Source organism: Oceanomicrobium pacificus (genome assembly GCF_009833495.1).
Classification (GTDB): Bacteria; Pseudomonadota; Alphaproteobacteria; order Rhodobacterales; family Rhodobacteraceae; genus Oceanomicrobium; species Oceanomicrobium pacificus.
Genome location: NZ_WUWG01000005.1, coordinates 41458 through 63096 on the forward strand (window position 1 = coordinate 41458; position 21639 = coordinate 63096).

The window sequence follows — 21639 nt, forward strand, 5'->3', positions numbered from 1 at the left end:
TTCTGTGCCCATTTTTGCACAATCGCGTGCCCTGACTGCATCAGTGCTGGAAAGCCACGATCCGGTTTCCTATTGTCTGCGCGATACGGTGCCGGGCCATCCGGCGCCGACGAGCAGAGGAGAAACAAAATGCGGATCATCAAACTGGCAGCCGTCATCGGCGTTGCGGCCCTTATCACGGCCTGCGGCAACACGGCGGCGGAAAAGGCCGTCACCGGCGCGGCCATCGGCGCGGGCGTGGCTGCGGTCACCGACAATGACATCGCGACCGGCGCGGCCATCGGCGGTGCCACCGGCGTCGTGGTCGACGCGGCTCAGAAATACTGAACATCGGTCTGACCAAGAGGGACAGTTAGACCCATGTTCGCAGGACGTATCCTGCCGTTCCTGCTGGCGGGCGCCATGCTCGCCGGCTGCGGAACGGAAACCGGTGATCGCGCGCTCACGGGCGCAGCGATCGGGGGGGCAAGCACGGCCGTGCTCGGCCCCGGCGCGCTTATCGGCGCCGGTGTCGGTGGCGTCGTCGGTGCCGTCACCGAGCCCGACGATATCTATCTCGGCAAGCCGGTCTACAAATGAGCTGATCCGTCGCGGCAAATCCGCGCGGCACATGATTTCGACAGGCCCGGGAGCGATTGCGTCCGGGCCTGTCTGCGTTCTGAAACGGTGTGGGGCACAATTGGCCCGCACCCGGGGAGGCCTCTGATGTTCAAGAAAATCCTGATCGCCAATCGCGGAGAGATCGCCTGCCGGGTCATCAAGACGGCCCGCCGCATGGGAATCGCGACCGTGGCGGTCTATTCCGACGCGGACCGCAACGCCTTGCATGTGCGCATGGCCGATGAAGCCGTGCATATCGGTCCGGCCCCGGCGGCGGAAAGCTACATCGTGATCGAGAAGATCATGGACGCGATCCGCAAGACAGGCGCGGAGGCTGTCCATCCGGGCTACGGCTTCCTGTCCGAACGTGCCGAATTTGCCGCCGCACTGGCTGCCGAGGGCGTCGCCTTCATCGGGCCGCCGACCGGCGCGATCGAGGCGATGGGCGACAAGATCACGTCGAAAAAACTGGCGGCGGAGGCCGGTGTCAGCACCGTGCCGGGCTATATGGGCCTGATCGGGGACGCCGACGAGGCGGTGAAGATCTCCAACGAGATCGGCTATCCGGTGATGATCAAGGCAAGCGCCGGCGGTGGTGGCAAGGGCATGCGCATTGCGTGGAACGATCAGGATGCGCGCGAGGGGTTCCAGTCCTCGAAGAACGAAGCCGCCAGTTCCTTCGGCGATGACCGGATCTTCATCGAGAAATTCGTCACCCAGCCACGCCATATCGAGATCCAGGTGCTCGGCGACCAGCATGGCAACTGCATCTATCTGGGCGAGCGGGAATGTTCGATCCAGCGCCGCAACCAGAAGGTCATCGAGGAAGCGCCGAGCCCGTTCCTCGACCCCGATACACGCCGCGCGATGGGCGAGCAGGCGGTGGCCCTTGCCAAGGCGGTGGACTATTGCTCGGCCGGGACGGTCGAATTCATCGTCGACGGCGACCGGAACTTCTATTTTCTGGAGATGAACACCCGCCTGCAGGTGGAACATCCCGTCACCGAACTGATCACCGGCATCGATCTCGTGGAGCAAATGATCCGCGTCGCCCATGGCGAGAAACTCGCGATTGCACAGGATGATGTGGTGCTGAACGGCTGGGCGATCGAGAGCCGGCTCTATGCCGAGGATCCCTACCGCAATTTCCTGCCCTCCATCGGGCGGTTGACCCGCTACCGTCCGCCGGAAGAGCAGGCGACCGACACCGAGGCCGTGCGCAACGATACCGGCGTCTATGAGGGCGGCGAGATCTCCATGTATTACGATCCGATGATCGCCAAGCTCTGCACATGGGCACCCGACCGTGCCGCGGCGATCGAGGGGATGCGGACGGCGCTCGACACGTTCGAGGTGGAAGGCATCGGCCACAACCTGCCGTTCCTGAGTGCCGTGATGGACCACCCGCGCTTCGTCTCGGGCGAGATCACGACCGCATTCATTGCGGAAGAATATCCCGAAGGATTCGAGGGCGCGACGCTCGACGCGGACACGCGCCGCCGTCTCGCCGCACTGGTGGCCCATATGAAGATGGTCCGCGAACAGCGCGAGGCGCAGATATCGGGCGCCATGCGCAACCATCACCGTCGCATCGACCCGCACTGGGTCGTGTTCCTCGGCGACGAGCGGTTCCATGTGACGGTCAACGAGCATGATGCCCAGACCGATGTCAGCTTCCAGGATGGCGAGACACTGTCCATCGTCACCGACTGGGTCTTCGGCCAGAGCCTCGCGCGGGCGGTGATCGACGGTCAGCCGATGGCGGTGAAGGTCGACAAGGTGATCGGCGGCGTGCGCCTGCGCTATCGCGGCGCGGAGATCAAGGCGAGCGTGCAGACACCGCGGATCGCGGAACTGGCGTCCCTGATGCCCGAGAAGCTGCCGCCCGACACGTCGAAAATGCTGCTCTGCCCGATGCCGGGCCTCGTCGTGTCGCTGGCCGTGGCCGAGGGCGACGAGGTGCAGGACGGGCAGGCGCTTTGCACGGTCGAAGCGATGAAGATGGAAAATGTCCTGCGGGCCGAGCGCAAGGGCCGTGTGGCCAAGGTCCATGCCGCACCGGGCCAGAGCCTTGCGGTGGACGAGATCATCATGGAGTTCGAATGACCGGCGCGGCGCATATGGCGGCCGGGCAGGGCCGGGACCGCGGTCAGTTGCCGCGGATCTCGTCCTGCCGGAGCGGCGTGCGGTCGATGAACCGCACCAGCTCGTCCGTTCGCAGCGGTTCCGGCCGCCGCAGCGCCACGCGCCCGTCCTTGTCGATCAGAACCACCATGAAGCCGCGCGGTCGCAGCGAACGGCGCATCTCGCCATTCGCGTCCGGGTCGGTATCGACGAAGATCTGCACGTCGCGGAGCGCCAGTTCCTCGGGGCGTGTCTGGAGCAGTTCCATCTGCCGCCGGAACCGCGGATCGTTCTCCGTCGTCGCGAATATCACCAGCGGACGCGCGACCCAGACCAGCTCGTCGAGCGGGACCTCGGCCTGCCGCACCTCCTGCGCGGGCGCGATCTGGGGGCCGAACGCCAGGAGCAGGGCCAGAGCCGGGGCTAGGATCTTCACGCGTAGCACCTCCATCATGTTGCGCCCATTAGGTAATCACTCGCGGGCGAATGTCGAGAGCGCCGCCCGCCCGACGCGGAGGTTCAGATGACCGCATCACGGGATGACTGGGAAGCGCTGGCGCGCAAGGAACTGCGCGGCAAGCCGCTCGAGGAGCTGACTTGGCAAACACCTGAAGGCATTGCCGTGCAACCGCTCTACACGCAGGACGATCTGGCGGATCTGGACCATCTGGGCAGCTTGCCGGGGCTTGCGCCCTTCACCCGCGGGCCGCGTGCGACCATGTATGCGGGCCGGCCCTGGACGATCCGGCAATATGCAGGATTCTCGACGGCCGAGGAATCCAACGCTTTCTACCGCAAGAACCTTGCGGCAGGGCAGAAGGGCGTGTCTGTCGCCTTCGATCTGGCCACCCATCGCGGCTATGACAGCGACCACCCGCGGGTGGAGGGCGATGTCGGCAAGGCCGGCGTGGCCATCGACAGTGTCGAGGATATGAAGATCCTCTTTGACGGCATCCCGCTCGACCAGATGTCCGTGTCCATGACGATGAACGGCGCGGTCATCCCGATCCTTGCGAATTTTATCGTGGCTGGCGAGGAACAGGGCGTCGACAGGGCGCAGCTGACTGGCACGATCCAGAACGACATCCTCAAGGAGTTCATGGTCCGCAACACCTATATCTATCCGCCCGAACCCTCGATGCGGATCGTGTCGGACATCATTGCCTACACGGCGGCCGAGATGCCGCGTTTCAACTCCATCTCGATTTCCGGCTACCATATGCAGGAAGCCGGTGCGAACCTTGTGCAGGAACTGGCTTTCACGCTGGCCGACGGCAAGGAGTATGTGCAGGCCGCGATCGATGCGGGCATGGATGTGGACGCCTTTGCCGGACGGCTCTCCTTCTTCTTTGCCATTGGGATGAATTTCTTCATGGAGGCCGCGAAGCTGCGGGCGGCGCGGCTCCTGTGGCATCGGATCATGGACGGGTTCGGGGCGCAGAAGCCGCAATCCAAGATGCTGCGCACCCATTGCCAGACCTCCGGCGTGTCGCTGCAGGAACAGGACCCCTACAACAACGTCATCCGTACCGCTTATGAGGCCATGGCCGCGGCACTGGGCGGGACCCAGTCGCTGCACACCAATGCGCTTGACGAGGCGATCGCGCTGCCCACCGAATTTTCGGCGCGCATTGCACGCAACACGCAGCTGATCCTGCAGGAGGAGACCGGCATCACCAATGTCGTCGATCCGCTGGCAGGCTCCTACTATGTGGAAAGCCTGACCGCCGAACTGGCTGACAAGGCCTGGGCGCTGATCGAGGAAGTGGACGCGCTCGGGGGCATGACCAAGGCCGTGGCGTCGGGCATGCCGAAACTGCGGATCGAGGAAAGCGCGGCGCGCCGTCAGGCGGCGGTCGACCGCGGCGAGGAAGTGATCGTCGGGGTCAACAAGTATCGTCTGGCGTCCGAGGACGAGATCGACATTCTCGACGTGGACAATGTGAAGGTTCGCGAGGCGCAGGTCGCGCGGCTGGACACGGTGCGCGCGAAACGTGATGCGGCGGCCTGCGCCGCGGCGCTCGAGGCGCTCGAAACGGGTGCACGGTCGGGACAGGGCAACCTGCTTGCGCTCGCCGTCGATGCCGCCCGCGCCCGCGCCACGGTGGGCGAGATTTCGGACGCGATGGAACGCGCCTTCGGGCGCCACAGGGCGGAGGTCAGGACATTGGCAGGCGTGTATGGAGCCGCCTATGAAGGCGATGAAGGGTTCGAGACGATCCAGCGGGATGTCGAGGCATTTGCCCGCGACGAGGGCCGCCGCCCGCGGATGCTGGTTGTCAAGATGGGGCAGGACGGGCATGACCGCGGCGCCAAGGTGATCGCGACCGCCTTCGCCGATATCGGCTTCGACGTGGATGTCGGCCCGCTCTTCCAGACGCCCGAGGAAGCGGCGCAGGATGCGGTCGACAATGATGTGCATGTCATCGGGATTTCGTCGCAGGCGGCGGGCCACAAGACGCTCGCACCCAAGCTGGTGGACGCGCTGAAGGACCGCGACGCTTCGGAAATCCTGGTCGTCTGCGGCGGGGTGATCCCGCAGCAGGACTATGATTTCCTCAAGAAATCCGGCGTGAAGGCGATTTTCGGTCCGGGTACCAACATCCCCGAGGCGGCACGGAACATTCTTGGTCTGATCCGCGACGCGCAGGCGCGCTGACCGGATCGGATCCGCGCGGGTGACAAGCCGCGCGGGACAGGGTAGGGGCAGGTGACGCGGCGTCAGGTCGCGGCTTGCCGAAGAGGAGACAGAGATGAGCACAGATCAGGGCGACATGCGCAAACGCGCCGCGCTGCTCTACCACGCCCAGCCCAAGCCGGGGAAACTGGAGGTGCGGGCCACCAAACCGCTGGCAAACCAGCGCGACCTGTCGCTGGCCTATTCGCCGGGCGTGGCCGAAGCCTGTCTCGAGATCAAGGCCGATGCGGGCACCGCACGGGACTATACGGCGCGCGCCAATCTGGTCGCCGTGGTGACCAACGGGTCTGCGGCGCTCGGTCTTGGCAATATCGGCCCGCTGGCGTCCAAGCCGATCATGGAAGGCAAGGCGGTCCTTTTCAAGAAATTCGCCAATATCGACTGTTTCGATATCGAACTGGACGAGACCGACCCTGAAAAACTGGCCGAGATCATCTGCGCGATGGAGCCGACCTTCGGCGCGATCAACCTTGAGGACATCAAGGCGCCCGACTGTTTCACGGTGGAAAACATCTGTCGCGAGCGGATGAACATTCCGGTGTTCCACGACGACCAGCACGGCACTGCCATCGTGGTCGGTGCGGCGGCGACCAATGCCCTGAAGCTGACCGGCAAGCGGTTCGAGGATATCAAGGTCGTCTCCACCGGCGGCGGGGCGGCGGGGATCGCCTGTCTCGACATGCTGCTCTCGCTCGGCGTCCGGCGGGAAAATGTCTGGCTCTGCGACATTGCTGGTTTGGTCTATGCCGGCCGGACCGAGGAAATGACCTTCCAGAAAGCGGCCTATGCGCAGGACAGCGCGTTGCGCACGCTCGACGAGGTGATCGAAGGCGCGGACCTGTTCCTCGGCCTCAGCGGTCCCGGTGTCTTGAAGCCCGAAATGGTCGCGAAGATGACCGAGCGCCCGATCGTGCTGGCGCTCGCCAACCCGACGCCCGAGATCATGCCCGACGAGGTGCGCGCCGTTGCGCCTGACGCGATCATCGCGACTGGCCGGTCCGATTTTCCCAATCAGGTCAACAATGTGCTCTGCTTCCCGTTCATCTTCCGCGGGGCGCTCGATGTCGGCGCGACGGAGATCAACGAGGCGATGAAAATTTCCTGCGTGGACGGGATCGCCGCGCTCGCGCGGGCCACCACCAGTGCGGAAGCCGCCGCCGCCTATCAGGGCGAGCAGCTGACCTTCGGGCCGGACTATCTGATCCCGAAACCGTTCGATCCGCGTCTGATGGGCGTGGTGGCCAGCGCAGTTGCCCGCGCCGCGATGGAGAGCGGGGTCGCATCGCGGCCGCTTGAAGACCTGAAGGCCTACAAAGCGCAGCTCGATGCATCCGTCTTCCGCTCGGCGCTCATCATGCGGCCCGTGTTCGAGGCCGCCGCCCAGGCCGAGCGCCGGATCGTCTTTGCCGAGGGCGAGGACGAGCGCGTGCTGCGCGCGGCCTCCGCCATGCTGGAGGAAACGACCGACAGCCCGATCCTGATCGGCCGCCCCGATGTGGTGGAGAGCCGGCTGGAGCGGGCGGGCCTCTCGATCCGTCCGGGGCGCGACTTCGATCTGGTGAACCCCGAGAACGATCCGCGCTACCGCACCTATTGGGAAACCTATCACCGGATCATGGCGCGGCGCGGCGTGACACCCGATCTGGCAAAGGCAATCATGCGCACCAACACCACCGCCATCGGCGCGGTGATGGTTGAACTTGGCGAGGCCGACAGCCTGATCTGCGGGACGTTCGGCCAGTATCTGTGGCATCTGAACTATGTGCAGCAGGTGCTCGGCACCGACACGCTGAAGCCGCATGGTGCGCTGTCGCTGATGATCCTCGAAGACGGGCCGCTTTTCATCGCCGACACCCATGTCCATCCCGAACCGACGGCCGAACAGATCGCGCGCGCGGTCATCGGCGCGGCGCGGCATGTCCGGCGCTTCGGCGAGGAGCCGAAAATCGCCATCTGCGCCTATTCGCAATTCGGCAACCATGCCAGCGCCTCGGGCGACAAAGCGCGCGAGGCCCTCGCGATCCTCGACAGCGCGCCGCGCGATTTTGCCTATGAGGGCGAGATGCATATCGACGCGGCGCTCGATCCGGACCTGCGGGAGCGGATCTTCCCCGGCGGCCGGTTCGAGGGTTCGGCCAATGTGCTCGTCTTCTCGTCGACCGATGCGGCGTCGGCGGTGCGCAACATCCTGAAGATGCGCGGCGGCGGGCTGGAAGTCGGGCCGATCCTGATGGGGATGGGCAACCGTGCCCATATCGTCACCCCGTCGATTACGGCGCGGGGTCTGTTGAACATGTCGGCCATCGCCGGCACGCCGGTTGCTCATTACGGGTGACCGGACCATCCGCGCGGGGGAGAGGGGTCTGGGACCGCGCACCAGCACTGCATCGGGCAGCCGGCCACCGGCTGTGCGGTGCGGGGACAGTGAGTAGGAAGAGGAGGAGCCGATCGTGTCCTACCAAACACTCTACGCCGCGTGGAAAGCGGATCCCGAAGCCTTCTGGATGCAGGCCGCGGAGGCGATCGACTGGGTGGAGAAACCGACCCGCGCGCTCTTCGACGACAAGGCCCCGCTCTACGAATGGTTTGCCGATGCGAAGGTCAACACCTGCTACAATGCGGTGGACCGCCATGTGGAGGCAGGGCGCGGAGACCAGACCGCGATCATCTATGACAGTCCCGTCACCCATACGAAGCAGGAAATCACCTTCTCGGAACTGCGGGACCGCGTCGCCCAACTGGCCGGTGCGCTGCGCGCCCGCGGGGTGGAGAAGGGCGACAGGGTCATCATCTACATGCCGATGGTGCCCGAGGCGCTGGAGGCGATGCTGGCTTGCGGGCGGATCGGCGCGATCCATTCCGTGGTCTTCGGCGGGTTTGCCGCGAACGAACTGGCGGTCCGGATCGACGACGCCACGCCGAAATGCATCCTCGCGGCCTCCTGCGGGATCGAGCCGGGGCGCGTTGTCCATTACAAGCCGCTCCTCGACGGGGCGATCGAACAGGCCGCCCACAAGCCCGATTTCTGCGTGATCCTTCAGCGCGAGCAGGAAGTGGCGGACCTGGAAGAGGGGCGCGACCTCGACTGGCACGGCTTCCAGTTCGGCGCGGAGCCGGCCGAATGTGTGCCGGTGGAGGGCAATCACCCGTCCTACATCCTTTACACATCCGGCACGACGGGCCAGCCCAAGGGGGTCATCCGGCACACGGCCGGGCAGCTGGTGGCGCTCAACTGGACGATGAAGAATATCTACAATGTCGATCCGGGCGAGGTGTTCTGGGCCGCGTCCGATGTCGGCTGGGTCGTGGGCCACAGCTATATCTGCTATGCGCCGCTGATCCATGGCAACACGACCGTCGTGTTCGAAGGCAAGCCCGTGGGCACGCCTGATGCCGGCACTTTCTGGCGGGTCATATCCGAGCATAAGGTGCGCAGTTTCTTCACCGCGCCCACGGCCTTCCGCGCCGTGAAGCGGGAGGATCCGGACGGCACGCTCGTCAAGCAGTATGACCTGTCCGGGCTGCGGGCGGTATTCCTCGCGGGCGAGCGGGCAGACCCCGACACGATCACATGGGCGCAGACCCATCTGGGCGTGCCGGTGATCGACCATTGGTGGCAGACCGAAACCGGCTTCGCGATCGCGGCCAACCCGCTGGGGGTGGAGGAACTGCCGGTGAAGCTCGGTTCTCCCTCGGTGCCGATGCCGGGCTATGATGTGCAGATCCTCGACGAAGGCGGCCACCCGATGCCGGTGGGCGAGTTGGGCGCGATTGCCGTCAAGCTGCCGTTGCCGCCGGGCACGCTGCCGACGCTCTGGAACGCCGAGGCACGGTTCAAATCCTCCTACCTCGAACATTTCCCCGGCTATTACGAGACCGGTGATGCGGGCATGGTGGACGCGGACGGGTACCTCTACATCATGGCGCGGACCGACGATGTCATCAACGTGGCGGGGCATCGCCTGTCGACCGGTGCGATGGAAGAAGTGCTGGCCAGTCACCCGGATGTGGCCGAATGCGCGGTCATCGGCGTGGCCGACGCGCTGAAGGGCCAGTTGCCGGTCGGGTTCCTCTGCCTCAATGCGGGCTGCGCGCGCGAGGAGGCCGAGATCGTCCGCGAATGCGTGGCGCTCGTGCGGGAGAAGATCGGCCCCGTCGCGGCCTTCAAGCTGGCGGCTGTCGTCGACCGTCTGCCCAAGACCCGGTCCGGCAAGATCCTGCGCGCGACCATGGTCAAAATCGCCGACGGCGAGTCCTTCAAGATGCCCGCCACGATCGACGATCCGGTCATTCTGGAGGAGATTGCAGTGGCGCTGGCGCGGCTGGGCTACGGCAAGAAGGCCTCCTGACCCGCCGTTCAGCCTTTCTTGAGGGTTTGGCCGGACAGTTGGCCGCGGAGCGCCGCGTTTGCTCCGTATTGCGGCGGCTTTTGCAAAATGCAATTTTGGTCCCGGGGCAGTCCGGGACCAATCCCGGCCGCCCTTGGGTCGAGGAGGACCGAATGACTGATCTTTTTGCGACCCGCGACAGGAGAGCGGGGCGTGCCACCCGAGGCAACGTGAATGTCCGCAGTGGTGTGCGGTCGGCCGGTGCCGCCCTCGGTGCGGTGCTTGCGGGACTGCTCGTTGCGGCCGGCCCGGCGCTGGCAGAGGATCCGGTCCTGTCCCTGCATCACAGCGATGGCGACGTGATTGAGCTGTCCATGTCGGACCTGACGCGGCTCGGCCTGCACCGGATGGATACGGCCAATGAGTTTGTGGGCGACGACAAGGTCACGTTCGAAGGGGTGCTCGGGCGCGATGTGCTGGCCCTGTTCGAAGCTGCGCCGGATGCGACCTACAGGTTTGTGGCTTCCAACGACTATGCGGTGGAAATTCCTGCCGGCGATTTCGACACATGGGATGTGCTTCTGGCCATGTCGCAGGATGGCACGCCCTTTTCGGCGCGCGACAAGGGGCCGCTTTGGGTCGTCTATCCGCAGAGCGATCATCCCGAACTGCAGGATGTGCTCTATAACAGCCGGATGATCTGGCAACTGGTCCGGATCGAGGCGCAGTAGGCGCATGCGCGGCACGGTCGCCAAGGTCACGGCTTTCCTGCTCGTCCTCGTTCTGTCGGGCATGGCCGTGATCGGCTTCCTGTCCTATACGCGCAACATTGATGCGCTGCGCCAGTCGGGCCGCGAAAACATCGTCTGGGCCGCGTCGCAGCTTGAAATCGAACTGGGGCGCTTCACGCGGTCGTTGCAGGATTTTGCTGCAGGTGAGCCCGGCGTGGACGCGGATGCCGTCAATCGCCGCTATGACATTCTCTGGTCCCGTCTCGTGCTCTTCAGCGAGGGGTCGGTGGGCGACCGTCTGTCCGAATATGATGCGGGCGAGGATCTGATCGCCGGGCTTTTCGATACGGTGCGCGCGGTGGAACCGCAGATCGTCGGTATCGCGGGCACGCCGCCTGCTGACGTGGCGACGCTGATTGCGACCTTCGATGCGTTCGGGCCGCCGCTCCGCGGGTTCAGCGCGGCGGTCAATGACGGGGAGGTCATCAAATCCGCCGCGGCGCGGGACCTGGCGCGCGACAGTGCGCGGGCCACCGGAATCCTGATCCTCTGTGCGATCCTGCTCGCACAGGCGGCGCTCGTCTATATCTACCTCGAAAGCCGACGCTACCAGCGTCTGGCCGACCACAACCTGCAGCTGGCCGATGCGGCGGAGGCCGGAAACCGGGCCAAATCCCGCTTCCTGACCATGATGAGCCACGAGTTGCGCACGCCGATGAACGGGGTTCTGGGGCTGCTGGCGCTCTTGCGGCAGGGGGGGCTGCAACCGACCCAGACACGGCTGGTCGAGCAGGCGGAACGATCCGGCCAGCAGATGACAGCCATGCTGTCGGATATTCTCGATTTCGCGGCCCTGCAGGACAACCAGTTGGAGATGGAAATCGCGCCGTTCCGGATCACCGAACTGGCCCGCGCCGTGGACGACCTTTTCGCGCCCGAGGCGCGCCGCGCAGGGATCGGCTTTTCCGTTTCCGTGGACCCTGATGCCCCCGACGCGGTCACTGGCGATTTTGCGCGGCTGCGCCAGTCGGTGGCGCATTTCGCAGCCTATCTCGTCAACACTGCGGTGATCCGCGACCTGTCGGTCCGGTTCGCCCATGCTGACGGCCAGTTGACCGTGGACCTTCTTTTCGCCCATGCCGATGCCGGCGCGGACTGGCGGCCGGAACTGATCCTCGGCCGTGCGGAAGCCTCGGCCGACCGGTTCGCCTCCGACGCGCTCGGGCCCGCGGTGGCGCGCAGCATGATCGAATTGATGGGCGGCGATATCCGGCTGGCGCCCGAACGGGGCGAGCAGATCGCCGTCCGGATCAGCGCGCCCCTCGACGCGCTTGCCGACAGCCGGCCCTCGGTGGGCATCCGGACCGGATCGGCTGCGCTGGAAGCAATCTGCCGCAGCGGCCTGCCGGATGCGCTGGTCCGGCTGCTGCCATCGGGGAGCAGTGACCTGCCCGACATCCTGCTGCTCGACAGTGCGCTCTGCGATGACGGCCACACCGTCGCCGGGCTTCGCGCGGCCGCGCCCGATATCCGCATCCTGTCTCTTGGCGAACCGCGCGACGCGCGTGCCGTGGACGGCGTGATCGCGATGCCGATCGATATGGCGGGCTTCCGCGAGCGTCTGCGGGATCTGGCCTCGTGACGGCGCCGGCGCCCATAACGCCCGATGCGCAGGAGGCGCTGCTGCATGACCTGCGCGGTGCGCTCTCTGGGCTTCTTGGGGGCGTCTCGCTGCTGGAACAGGCCGCGACAGAGGAAGACCGCGCGCGCCAGATTGCCCGCATCCGGGCGGCTGCCACGCTTGTAGAGGGTCTTCTGGGAGAGATGGCCGGCGGCAGCCAGCCGCAACCGGCCTCCGCCGATCTGGAGGAGCTTTTGCGCACCTGCACAGACGAGTGGACGCCGGCGGCGGAGGCGCGGGGCGTGGACCTGTCCGTTTCGCTCGACCTCACACCCTGCCGCCTATCGCTGCCCGATGTGTCGCTGCGGCGGATCATGTCGAACCTGTTGGGCAATGCGCTGCGCCATGCCGATGCGCGGCGCATCGACCTGTCCGCGCGCTGCCATGCCCCGGACATGGTGGACATTGTCGTCACCGATGACGGGCGCGGTCTGGGGGACGGTCTGGCGGACGCGCGGTCCGGCCTCGGCCTTTCGATCTGCGAGGCGCTGGTGTCGGGCGTCGGCGGGCGGATGCGGATCGAGAGCGATGCGCGCGGCACCAAGGTCGACCTGCGGCTGCCGGCGAGCCCGACCGCACGCGATGCTGGCGAAGGGTCGAGCCATGAGGGCGCAGCCAAGCCCGCAGGAAAAAGCGACAACAGGTCCAACGGCCTGCCGGATCTCGGCGGCTGCCGGATTCTTCTGGCTGAAGATAACCGCACCAACCAGATCGTCGCCGAGCAGATGCTGGCGCTCCTGGGCGCGGAGGTGGTCCTCGCCTCGGATGGCGAGGAGGCGCTTGCCCGTTTCGAGGAGGGGCCGTTCGACCTCGGCCTCATCGATATCGAGATGCCGCGCCTCTCCGGTCTCGGCGTGATCCAGCGGATCCGCGCGCGCAGTGACGGACGGCAGGATACGCTTCTGGTCGCGCTGACAGCATATGCGCTCGACGAGCATCGCGAGCGCATCGCGGCAGCCGGCGCCAACGGGATCATCCCCAAGCCGTTGACGGATGTTGCCGCATTCGGTCGGACGCTCGCATCCTATCTCGACGGTCTGGCGGCATCCGGCCCCGCAACGGTCTCGGCGAGCGCCGCCATCGATCGCGGCGTCTATGACACGCTGGCCGAGACGCTCGGCGCGGAAGCGATGGAAGATCTGCTCGGCAAGGTGGTCGATGATGTCCGCACCATCGCGGACGGTCTGGCCCGCGCGCGGGATACGGCCGATGCCGACCAGATCCAGCATCACACCCATGTGCTGGTCTCGGTCGCCGGGATCGTCGGCGCGATGGACCTCAGTTCCGCCGCCGCAAAACTCAACACCCGCGCGCGCAGCGAATCCGTGGAAGAGATCACACCGGACCTGTCTTTGATCTTGTCGCAGATCGACAGTCTTCTAGACTTCCTGTCAGTGGAACGCAGTGACGGATGAGACGGGAATCGCATGGCGCGACAGGTTTTGCTGGTCGAAGACACGGCCTCTTTGGCGCTTGTCTATGCTGCCGTGCTGCGCCGCGCCGGCTACGGCGTGCGGATCGCGGGCACATTGGCCGAGGGACGCGATGCGCTCGACGCGCAGCGGCCTGATCTGATCCTGCTCGACCTGCTCCTGCCCGACGGTGACGGGCGCGACCTTCTGACCGCCGCGCGCCATGGACGGAAACCGGTCCCGGTCATCGTCGTCACCGCCAACGGGTCGATTGGGCGGGCCGTATCTGCCATGCAGTCGGGCGCTGCGGATTTTCTGGTGAAACCGTTCGATGAGTCGCGGCTCGTCTCGGCGGTCGGCGCGGCGCTTGCCGGGGCTGCCCGCCCGGCGACCGGTGCGGCCGCAGCACGGGCCGATCTGGCCGCACAGCTTGGCGCCGGGCCGGAGGTTCGTGCAGCTGCGGAAGCCGCGAGCGCGCTTGCCCCGTCGACGGCAGCGATCTTCCTGACGGGCGAACGCGGCGCGGGCAAGGAAATCCTGGCCCGCCATGTGCACCGGCTGTCGCACCGCGCCGACAGGCCCTTCGTTGCGGTCAGTTGCGACAATATCGACACGACCGCGCTCGAGGCGGAGATCTTCGGCACGGGCGCCCGCGGCGGGGCGGTGCATCGCGCAGCCGGCGGCACGCTCTTCCTCGACGAGATTTGCGACATGGGTTTCGAGACGCAGGCCCGCGTGCTGCGGTTTCTGCAGACCTCTGCCGTTGTTCGGGACGGGGCCGCGCCCGGTGATGTGCTAGACGTGCGGGTGATCTGCGCAACCTCGCGCGATCCCGAAACGGAAGTGCGCGAGGGCCGGTTCCGCGAGGATCTGTTCCTGCGGCTCCATGTCGTGCCGATCCACCTGCCGCCCCTGCGGGACCGGCCGAAGGATATTCCGGCACTGATGTCCGCGATTCTGGCCGATGCCGCACCGGACGGCGCCGCGCCGAAAGCCCTGTCGCCCGATCTGGCCTGCGAACTGGCTGCTGCGCCCTGGCCTGTGAACCTGCGCCAGATGCGGGCCGTGCTGACACGGGCCTGCGGGCTGGCCGGCAATGGCCCGATCACGCGGGACCATATTCCCGATGCTGTGTTCCGTCTGCGCCCGCCGCCTGCCGGTCGGACGGCACCGGCCGCAGCGCTCGATGCGCTGGGCGGCGGTCCGGCCACACGCGCGATCGACCTGCTTGTCGGGGCGACGCTGGCAGATGTCGAGCGCGACCTGATCGAAGCCACGATCGACGCCTGCAACGGGTCGCTCCCGCGGGCCGCCAAACTGCTCGGTGTCTCGCCCTCGACCCTGTACCGCAAACGCGATGCCTGGATGGTCGGCTGACCGGCCGCTCGCAGGCAATCCGCTTGCATCCGCTTCGCGGCTCTGACCATACTGTCGGCTTCCTGAAACACAGAAGAATGGGGATGTGACGTGGATCTGGTCAATGCGGCACGGGCCGTGCGCGAAAAAGCCTATGTGCCCTATTCCCGCTTCAAGGTCGGCGCGGCTCTGCGCACCGAAAGCGGTGCGGTGATCGTGGGCTGCAACGTCGAGAATGTGGCCTATCCGGAAGGCACCTGTGCCGAAGCCGGGGCCATCGCGGCCATGGTCGCTCAGGGCGAGACGCGGATCACCGAAGTGGCCGTTGTCGCCGACAGCCCGGTCCCGATCACACCCTGCGGCGGCTGCCGCCAGAAACTGGCCGAGTTCGGCGACCCGGACATGGTCGTGATCCTTGCCAATACGGTCGAGGAGACGGGCCGCACCACGCTGGGCGCGCTGCTGCCCGGCGCCTTTGCCACCGAACATCTGGAGGAGACATGAGCGATCTGGAAACCGTTGCGGCACGGGCGCTGGCCTGTCTCGACCTGACCAACCTGAATGACACGTGCACGGAAGCGGATATCGATGCGCTCTGCGCCAAGGCGCAGACGCCGCACGGGCCGACGGCGGCCATCTGCATCTGGCCTGCCTTCGTTGCGCAGGCGCGGGCCAAACTGTCGGGCACCGGGATCCGCATCGCCACTGTGGTGAATTTTCCGGGTGGCTCGGAAGATGCTGCGATCGTGGCCGAGATGGTGCGCAAAGCCGTCGATGACGGAGCCGACGAGATCGATATGGTGATCGATTACCGCGCCCTGAAAGGCGGCGCGGAAGCCCCTGTCACCGACGGCGTGAAAGCGGTGATCTCCGCTGCGCGCCCCGCACGCGTCAAGGCGATCCTGGAGACCGGCGAATTGCAGGATCCGGCCCTGATCCGGCGTGCCGCGGAACTGGCCCTCGCCGCAGGCGCCGACTTCATCAAGACCTCGACCGGCAAGGTGCCAGTCAATGCCACGCCGGAAGCGGCCGAGATCATGCTCGAAGCCATCCGTGACACAGGTGCCAATGCCGGCTTCAAGCCCGCCGGCGGGGTGAAATCCACCGCGGATGCCGGCATCTATCTGGGGCTGGCCGACCGGATCATGGGTACGGGCTGGGCGACGCCCGAGACCTTCCGTTTCGGCGCATCCGGCGTGCTCGACGCGCTTCTGGCCACGCTCGACGGGGCGGACGCGCCGGAGGCCGGTGAGGGCTACTGATGCTCGCGCAGGAGGTGATTGCCGCCAAGCGCGACGGGCAGGTGCTCGAACCGGCGCAGATCGCGAATTTCGTCGGCGGGCTCACGGATGAAAGCTGGTCCGAGGGTCAGGTGGCGGCGCTTGCCATGGCGATCCTGCTCAACGGGTTCGATGTGACCGAGCGCGCGGAACTGACGCGGCAGATGCGCGACAGCGGCACGGTCCAGCGCTGGGACCTGCCCGGACCGGTGGTCGACAAACATTCGACCGGCGGGGTGGGCGACAATGTCAGCCTGATGCTGGCGCCCGCGCTCGCCGCCTGCGGTGTCTACGTGCCGATGATCTCGGGCCGGGGGCTTGGCCATACGGGCGGCACGCTCGACAAGTTCGACGCGATTCCGGGGTACCAGACCCAGCCCGACACCGAGACCCTGCACCGTGTCGTCGCGGATGTGGGCTGCGCGATCATCGGCCAGACCGGCGACATCGCACCTGCGGACCGGCGGCTTTACGCGATCCGCGACGTGACCGCGACGGTGGAAAGCATTGACCTGATCACCGCCTCCATCCTGTCGAAGAAACTGGCCGCCGGGCTGGAGGCGCTGGTGCTCGACGTCAAGCTCGGCAGCGGCGCATTCATGCGCGACAAGGCCCGGGCCGAGGCGCTTGCGCGGTCTTTGGTCGACGTGTCGACGAGTCTCGGGTGCCCCTGTTCCGCTCTGCTGACCGACATGAACGAGCCGCTCGCCGCCGCGGCGGGCAACGCGCTTGAGATGGCCAACGCCGTCGCCTTCCTGACCGGCGATGAAATCGACAGCCGGCTCTGGGATGTGACCGTGGCGCTCGGGGCCGAGCTTCTGGTGCAGGCTGGCCGGGCGGCCGATATCGATGCCGGGCGCGACGCAATGGTGGACGCGTTCCAGTCCGGGGCCGCCGCCGAGCGGTTCCAGCGGATGGTCGAAGCGCTCGGCGGACCGGCGGGGTTCATCGACCGGCCGTGGGACCATCTGGCCCGCGCGTCGCAGGTCCGCGAAGTCACGGCCGGACAAGCCGGGTTCATCTCCGCCATCGATGCGGCCGGGCTCGGGCAGGCGGTTGTGGAACTGGGCGGCGGGCGCCGGCGCGCGGCCGATCCGATCGACTATGCGGTGGGGCTGAAGGATATTGCCGGGCTTGGCCTGCGGGTGGAGCCCGACACGCCGCTCCTGCTCCTCCATGCCAATGACGACGCACGGGCGGATGCAGCCGAAGCGCGGGTGCGTGCGGCGATCACCATTTCGGATACGCCACCTGCGGAATTGCCCCTCATCTACGAGAGGATCAGCTGATGGCGCGGGCATTTCTGTGCGTGATGGACAGTGTCGGCGCGGGCGGCGCGCCCGACGCCGCCGATTTCGGCGACGAGGGCGCGAACACGCTCGGCCATATTGCGGCGGCCTGTGCCGCCGGACAGGCCGAGGAGGGGCGCAGCGGCCCGCTGGCGATGCCGAACCTGACGGGGCTCGGGCTTGCGCAGGCGGTGAAGATCGCCTCCGGCGCGCCGATGCCGGGCGACCGGATCGCACCAGCGGGCATCTGGGGCGCGGCCACCGAGCAGTCGCCGGGCAAGGACACACCGACCGGCCACTGGGAACTGGCCGGTGTCCCGGTGCCGTGGGACTGGCACTATTTCCCGCAGACCGTGCCGGCCTTTCCGGCGGAGGTTACCGATGCGCTTGTGGCGCGAGGGAACCTTCCGGGCATCCTCGGCAACTGCCACGCGTCGGGCATGCCGATCCTGCGCGAACTGGGCGAGGAACATATCCGCTCGGGCAAACCGATCTGCTACACCTCTGTCGACAGTGTGTTCCAGATCGCCGCGCATGAGGATCATTTCGGCCTCGACCGCCTGCTCGACCTGTGCCGGATCGCCGCGGACCTGGTGCATCCGATGATGGTCGGGCGGGTGATCGCCCGGCCGTTTCTGGGCGAGACGCCGGAGACATTCAAACGCACCGCCAACCGCCGCGATTTTGCCATCGCACCGCCCGAGCCGACGATCTGCGACCGGGTTGTGGCCGCAGGCGGTCGGACCCGTGCCATCGGCAAGATCGGGGATATTTTCGCCCACAAAGGGATCAGCGAGTTGCACAAGGGCGCCGACGATATGGCCCTCTTCGATCATCTGGTCGCGCAGGTCGATGCGGCCGAGGATGGCGATCTTGTCTTTGCCAATTTCGTCGAATTCGACTCGCTCTACGGGCATCCGCGCGACGTGTCGGGCTATGCGCGGGCGCTCGAGGCCTTCGATGCGCGGGTGCCGGAGGTGATGTCCCGCCTGCGGCCCGATGACCTCGTGATCTTCACCGCCGACCATGGCAATGACCCGACATGGCATGGCAGCGACCATACCCGCGAACGGGTTCCGGTCGTCGGCCGTGCGCCCGGCGGTCCGCGGTCGCTGGGCCTGTTCAATTTCACCGATGTCGGGGAAACGGTCGCCGCCCATCTGGGGCTGGCGCCGGGGCCTCACGGAAGGAGCCTTCTATGACCGACTGGCGCACCCTGCCCAAGACCGAGTTGCACCTGCATCTCGAAGGGGCGGCCCCGCCCGATTTCATTCGCACGCTGGCGGGTGAGAAGGGCGTCGATCTTTCGTCCATTTTCGACGAGAACGGCGCTTATGACTGGGCCGATTTCGCGGCCTTCCTGCGCACCTACGAGGCCGCCTGCTCTGTCCTTCAGGGGCCGCGGGACTTCAAGCGCCTGGTGGAGGCCGTGCTCGCCACGTCGAGCGCGCATGGCGTGATCTATACCGAGATTTTCCTTGCCCCGTCCTTCTGCGGCGGTGGCGACAAGGGCGCCTGGGCCGAATATCTGGCGGCGATGGTGGAAGGGGCGGAAAATGCCCGCGCGTCCACCGGGATCGAGACGCGGTTCATTTCCACCGCTGTGCGCCATATGGGGCCCGAGGCCGCTGCGCGGGATGCGCAGGTAACCGTGGATGTGCCGCATCCGATGTTGACCGGCTTCGGCATGGGCGGCGAGGAACGGCATCTGACGGCCGCCGATTTCGCCCGTGCCTTCGCCATTGCCGGGGAAGCCGGGCTTGGCCTGACGAGCCACGCGGGCGAGATTTGCGGGCCGGAAAGCGTGGGCGACACGCTCGACCATCTGGGCGTCAGCAGGATCGGGCATGGCGTGCGCGCGATCGAGGATCCCGACATGGTGGCCCGGCTGGTGGACAAGGGCACCGTGCTGGAGGTCAATCCCGGCTCCAATGTCGCGCTCTCGGTCGTCGATGACTGGGACAGCCATCCGATCGCGAAACTGCGCGACGCGGGCGTGAAGGTGACGGTCTCGACCGACGATCCGCCCTATTTCCACACCGACATGGTGCTGGAATATGAGAAGCTCGCCGAGCATTTCGGCTGGGGTCTTGCCGACTTCAACGCAATCAACCGCGTTGCGATGGAGGCCGCATTCTGCGATGAACCGACCCGACAGGCCTGTCTGTCGAGGTTCAACTGAGGGAGCGCCGCACCATGACCCAGCATCTGACCGTCGTCGATCATCCGCTCGTCCAGCACAAGCTGACGCTGATGCGCAAGAAGGAAACCTCGACCGCGGGCTTCCGCCAGCTTCTGCGCGAGATCAGCCACCTGATCGCCTATGAGGTGACGCGCGACCTGCCGCTGACGGATGTGTCCATCGACACGCCGCTGACGGAAATGGACGCACCGGTGCTGAAGGGCAAGAAACTGGCGCTCATCTCGATCCTGCGGGCGGGCAACGGTCTGCTCGACGGCGTGCTCGACCTGATCCCCTCGGCGCGGGTCGGGTTTGTCGGGCTCTACCGGGACGAGGAAACGCTGAAACCGGTGCAATATTACTTCAAGGTGCCGAAAGAGCTGGAGGACCGGCGCGTCATCGCGGTCGACCCGATGCTGGCGACCGGCAACAGTTCGGCCGCGGCCATTGATCTTCTGAAAGAAGCCGGTGCGACTGATATCCGCTTCCTGTGTCTGCTGGCCGCTCCTGAAGGTGTTGCGCGGATGAAAGAGGCCCATCCCGATGTGCCGATCGTGACAGCCGCGCTCGACAAGCGGTTGAACGAAAAGGGCTATATCGTGCCGGGCCTCGGCGATGCCGGCGACCGGATGTTCGGCACGAAATAAGCCGGTCAGACCGGCTTGCCGCCGATCATGGCGACCGTGACAGCACGGTCGTCACCCATCATGATGGTGGGAAAGATCGCTTCCCAAAGCGTGCCCGCACGCGCCGCGCGCTGGGCGATCACCGGCGTCGAGGCGAGGTCGAGCGCGATGATGTCCGCCTCCATTCCTGCTGCCAGATTGCCGATCCGGTCGCCCATGCGCATCGCGTGGGCCGAGCCACAGGTGGCGAGCCAGAGCAGTTCGGCCGGATGCAGGGCCGATCCGCCCAATTGTCCCACTTCATAGGCCGCCGCCATCGTGCGCAGCATCGAAAAGCTCGACCCGCCGCCCACATCGGTGGCGAGCCCCGTCGGGATGCCGCGCCGGGCGGCTTCGCGCGCGTTGAAAAGCCCCGATCCGATGAACGTGTTGGATGTCGGGCAGTGGACCACGCTTGTTCCGCTGTCCGACAGGGCGGCCCATTCGCGGTCCGTCAGGTGGATGGAATGGCCCATGAGCGCGCCGCGGCCGGTCAGTCCGTAGCGTTCATAGACGCCCAGATAATCCGGTGCGTCGGGGTAGAGGTCGCCGACCCAGGCGATCTCCTCTGTCTGTTCGGACAGGTGGGTTTGCATCAGGCAATCGGGATGCGCGGCCCAGAGCGCGCCCGCCGCCTCCAGCTGTTCGGGCGTCGATGTCGGCGCGAAGCGCGGCGTGACCGCATAGGTCAGCCGGTCGACCCCATGCCAGCGGTCCAGAAGCGCCTTCGACTGGTCATAGCCCGATTGCGCCGTGTCGCGCAGCCCGTCGGGCGCGTTGCGGTCCATCATCACCTTGCCGCCCGCCATCCGCATCCCGCGCGCCTGTGCGGCGGTGAAATAGGCATCCACGCTTTCGGGATGGATCGTGCAGAAGGAGCAGGCCGTGGTGATCCCGTTGACGAGCGACAGGTCGAGATAGACGCCTGCCATTTCCGCCGCATAGTCCGGATCGCCGAAGCGCATTTCCTCGGGGAATGTGTAGCTGTTCAGCCAGTCGATCAGCCGCTTGCCCCAGCTCGCGATGATGCCGGTCTGCGGGTAGTGGACATGGGCGTCCACGAAACCGGCCATCAGAAGCCTCTCACCATGGTCGATCACCCGCGCCGTGGGCGCGATGCCACGGATGCGCTCCGCGTCGCCCACATCGGCAATGCGGCCGCCTTCCACCAGCACAGCGCCGCGCCGGTGATGCAGCACGGCAGCGTCCGGTCCCTCGCGGAAAGGCGAGCCGGTGAAGCTGAGGGTCTGGCCGGTCAGGATGGTCTGGGTCATGGCGCTGGTCTTTCGGTCC

The 21639-nt window shown here is 66.4% G+C and carries 18 protein-coding genes; 16 read left to right on the forward strand and 2 right to left on the reverse strand.

Annotation, left to right across the window (positions count from 1 at the left end):
• Positions 1-129: 129 nt before the first annotated feature.
• From GSH16_RS11650 to GSH16_RS11660, 3 genes are all read left to right on the forward strand, one after another.
• Positions 130-327 carry a hypothetical protein gene (locus GSH16_RS11650; RefSeq protein WP_160855301.1) on the forward strand — a complete coding sequence of 66 codons (198 nt, stop codon included), beginning with the start codon at positions 130-132 and terminating at the stop codon, positions 325-327.
• Positions 328-360: 33 nt separating this feature from the next.
• A complete protein-coding gene (locus tag GSH16_RS11655) occupies positions 361-579 on the forward strand; it encodes a hypothetical protein (RefSeq protein WP_160855303.1) in 219 nt (72 codons plus the stop codon).
• Between the two features lie 126 nt (positions 580-705).
• The gene (locus GSH16_RS11660) at positions 706-2706 is read left to right on the forward strand and encodes an acetyl-CoA carboxylase biotin carboxylase subunit (RefSeq protein ID WP_160855305.1); all 2001 of its coding nucleotides are present in this window, start codon (positions 706-708) and stop codon (positions 2704-2706) included.
• A gap of 43 nt (positions 2707-2749) precedes the next feature.
• Here GSH16_RS11660 and GSH16_RS11665 read toward each other — a convergent pair whose 3' ends face one another.
• Entirely contained in the window at positions 2750-3160 is a 411-nt protein-coding gene (locus GSH16_RS11665; RefSeq protein ID WP_328803223.1) for a DUF4174 domain-containing protein, read from the reverse strand.
• An 87-nt stretch (positions 3161-3247) separates the two neighbouring features.
• Between GSH16_RS11665 and scpA the strand changes: the two genes are divergently transcribed.
• From scpA to upp, 13 genes are all read left to right on the forward strand, one after another.
• The gene (scpA, locus tag GSH16_RS11670; RefSeq protein WP_160855307.1) at positions 3248-5383 is read left to right on the forward strand and encodes a methylmalonyl-CoA mutase; all 2136 of its coding nucleotides are present in this window, start codon (positions 3248-3250) and stop codon (positions 5381-5383) included.
• Positions 5384-5477: 94 nt separating this feature from the next.
• Positions 5478-7757, forward strand: coding sequence for an NADP-dependent malic enzyme (locus tag GSH16_RS11675; protein ID WP_160855309.1), 2280 nt, complete (start codon positions 5478-5480; stop codon positions 7755-7757).
• Between the two features lie 115 nt (positions 7758-7872).
• Positions 7873-9771, forward strand: a complete 1899-nt coding sequence (prpE, locus tag GSH16_RS11680) for a propionate-CoA ligase PrpE (RefSeq protein WP_160855311.1) — start codon at positions 7873-7875, stop codon at positions 9769-9771.
• A gap of 152 nt (positions 9772-9923) precedes the next feature.
• Positions 9924-10481, forward strand: a complete 558-nt coding sequence (locus tag GSH16_RS11685; protein ID WP_160855313.1) for a hypothetical protein — start codon at positions 9924-9926, stop codon at positions 10479-10481.
• A gap of 4 nt (positions 10482-10485) precedes the next feature.
• Positions 10486-12123 (forward strand): histidine kinase dimerization/phospho-acceptor domain-containing protein, encoded by a 1638-nt coding sequence (locus tag GSH16_RS11690; protein ID WP_160855315.1) that lies wholly within the window; start codon positions 10486-10488, stop codon positions 12121-12123.
• A complete protein-coding gene (locus GSH16_RS11695) occupies positions 12120-13577 on the forward strand; it encodes a hybrid sensor histidine kinase/response regulator (protein ID WP_160855317.1) in 1458 nt (485 codons plus the stop codon). The genes GSH16_RS11690 and GSH16_RS11695 overlap by 4 nt, the downstream gene beginning before the upstream one ends.
• A 12-nt stretch (positions 13578-13589) precedes the next feature.
• The gene (locus GSH16_RS11700) at positions 13590-14951 is read left to right on the forward strand and encodes a sigma-54-dependent transcriptional regulator (protein WP_160855319.1); all 1362 of its coding nucleotides are present in this window, start codon (positions 13590-13592) and stop codon (positions 14949-14951) included.
• A 90-nt stretch (positions 14952-15041) separates the two neighbouring features.
• Positions 15042-15434: a cytidine deaminase gene (locus GSH16_RS11705; RefSeq protein WP_160855321.1), complete on the forward strand. Its 393-nt coding sequence runs from the start codon at positions 15042-15044 to the stop codon at positions 15432-15434.
• The gene (gene deoC, locus GSH16_RS11710; protein WP_160855323.1) at positions 15431-16192 is read left to right on the forward strand and encodes a deoxyribose-phosphate aldolase; all 762 of its coding nucleotides are present in this window, start codon (positions 15431-15433) and stop codon (positions 16190-16192) included. Before GSH16_RS11705 ends, deoC begins: the two co-directional genes overlap by 4 nt.
• The gene (gene deoA, locus GSH16_RS11715; RefSeq protein WP_160855325.1) at positions 16192-17499 is read left to right on the forward strand and encodes a thymidine phosphorylase; all 1308 of its coding nucleotides are present in this window, start codon (positions 16192-16194) and stop codon (positions 17497-17499) included. The genes deoC and deoA overlap by 1 nt, the downstream gene beginning before the upstream one ends.
• Positions 17499-18701: a phosphopentomutase gene (locus tag GSH16_RS11720; RefSeq protein WP_160855327.1), complete on the forward strand. Its 1203-nt coding sequence runs from the start codon at positions 17499-17501 to the stop codon at positions 18699-18701. Before deoA ends, GSH16_RS11720 begins: the two co-directional genes overlap by 1 nt.
• Entirely contained in the window at positions 18698-19681 is a 984-nt protein-coding gene (locus GSH16_RS11725) for an adenosine deaminase (RefSeq protein WP_160855329.1), read from the forward strand. Before GSH16_RS11720 ends, GSH16_RS11725 begins: the two co-directional genes overlap by 4 nt.
• 14 nt (positions 19682-19695) lie before the next feature.
• Positions 19696-20328: a uracil phosphoribosyltransferase gene (gene upp, locus GSH16_RS11730; RefSeq protein ID WP_160855331.1), complete on the forward strand. Its 633-nt coding sequence runs from the start codon at positions 19696-19698 to the stop codon at positions 20326-20328.
• 5 nt (positions 20329-20333) lie between these two features.
• Here the strand turns inward: upp and guaD are convergent, their stop codons facing one another.
• On the reverse strand, positions 20334-21620 hold the full coding sequence (gene guaD / locus GSH16_RS11735) for a guanine deaminase (RefSeq protein WP_160855333.1): 1287 nt from the start codon (positions 21618-21620) through the stop codon (positions 20334-20336).
• Positions 21621-21639 lie beyond the last annotated feature (19 nt).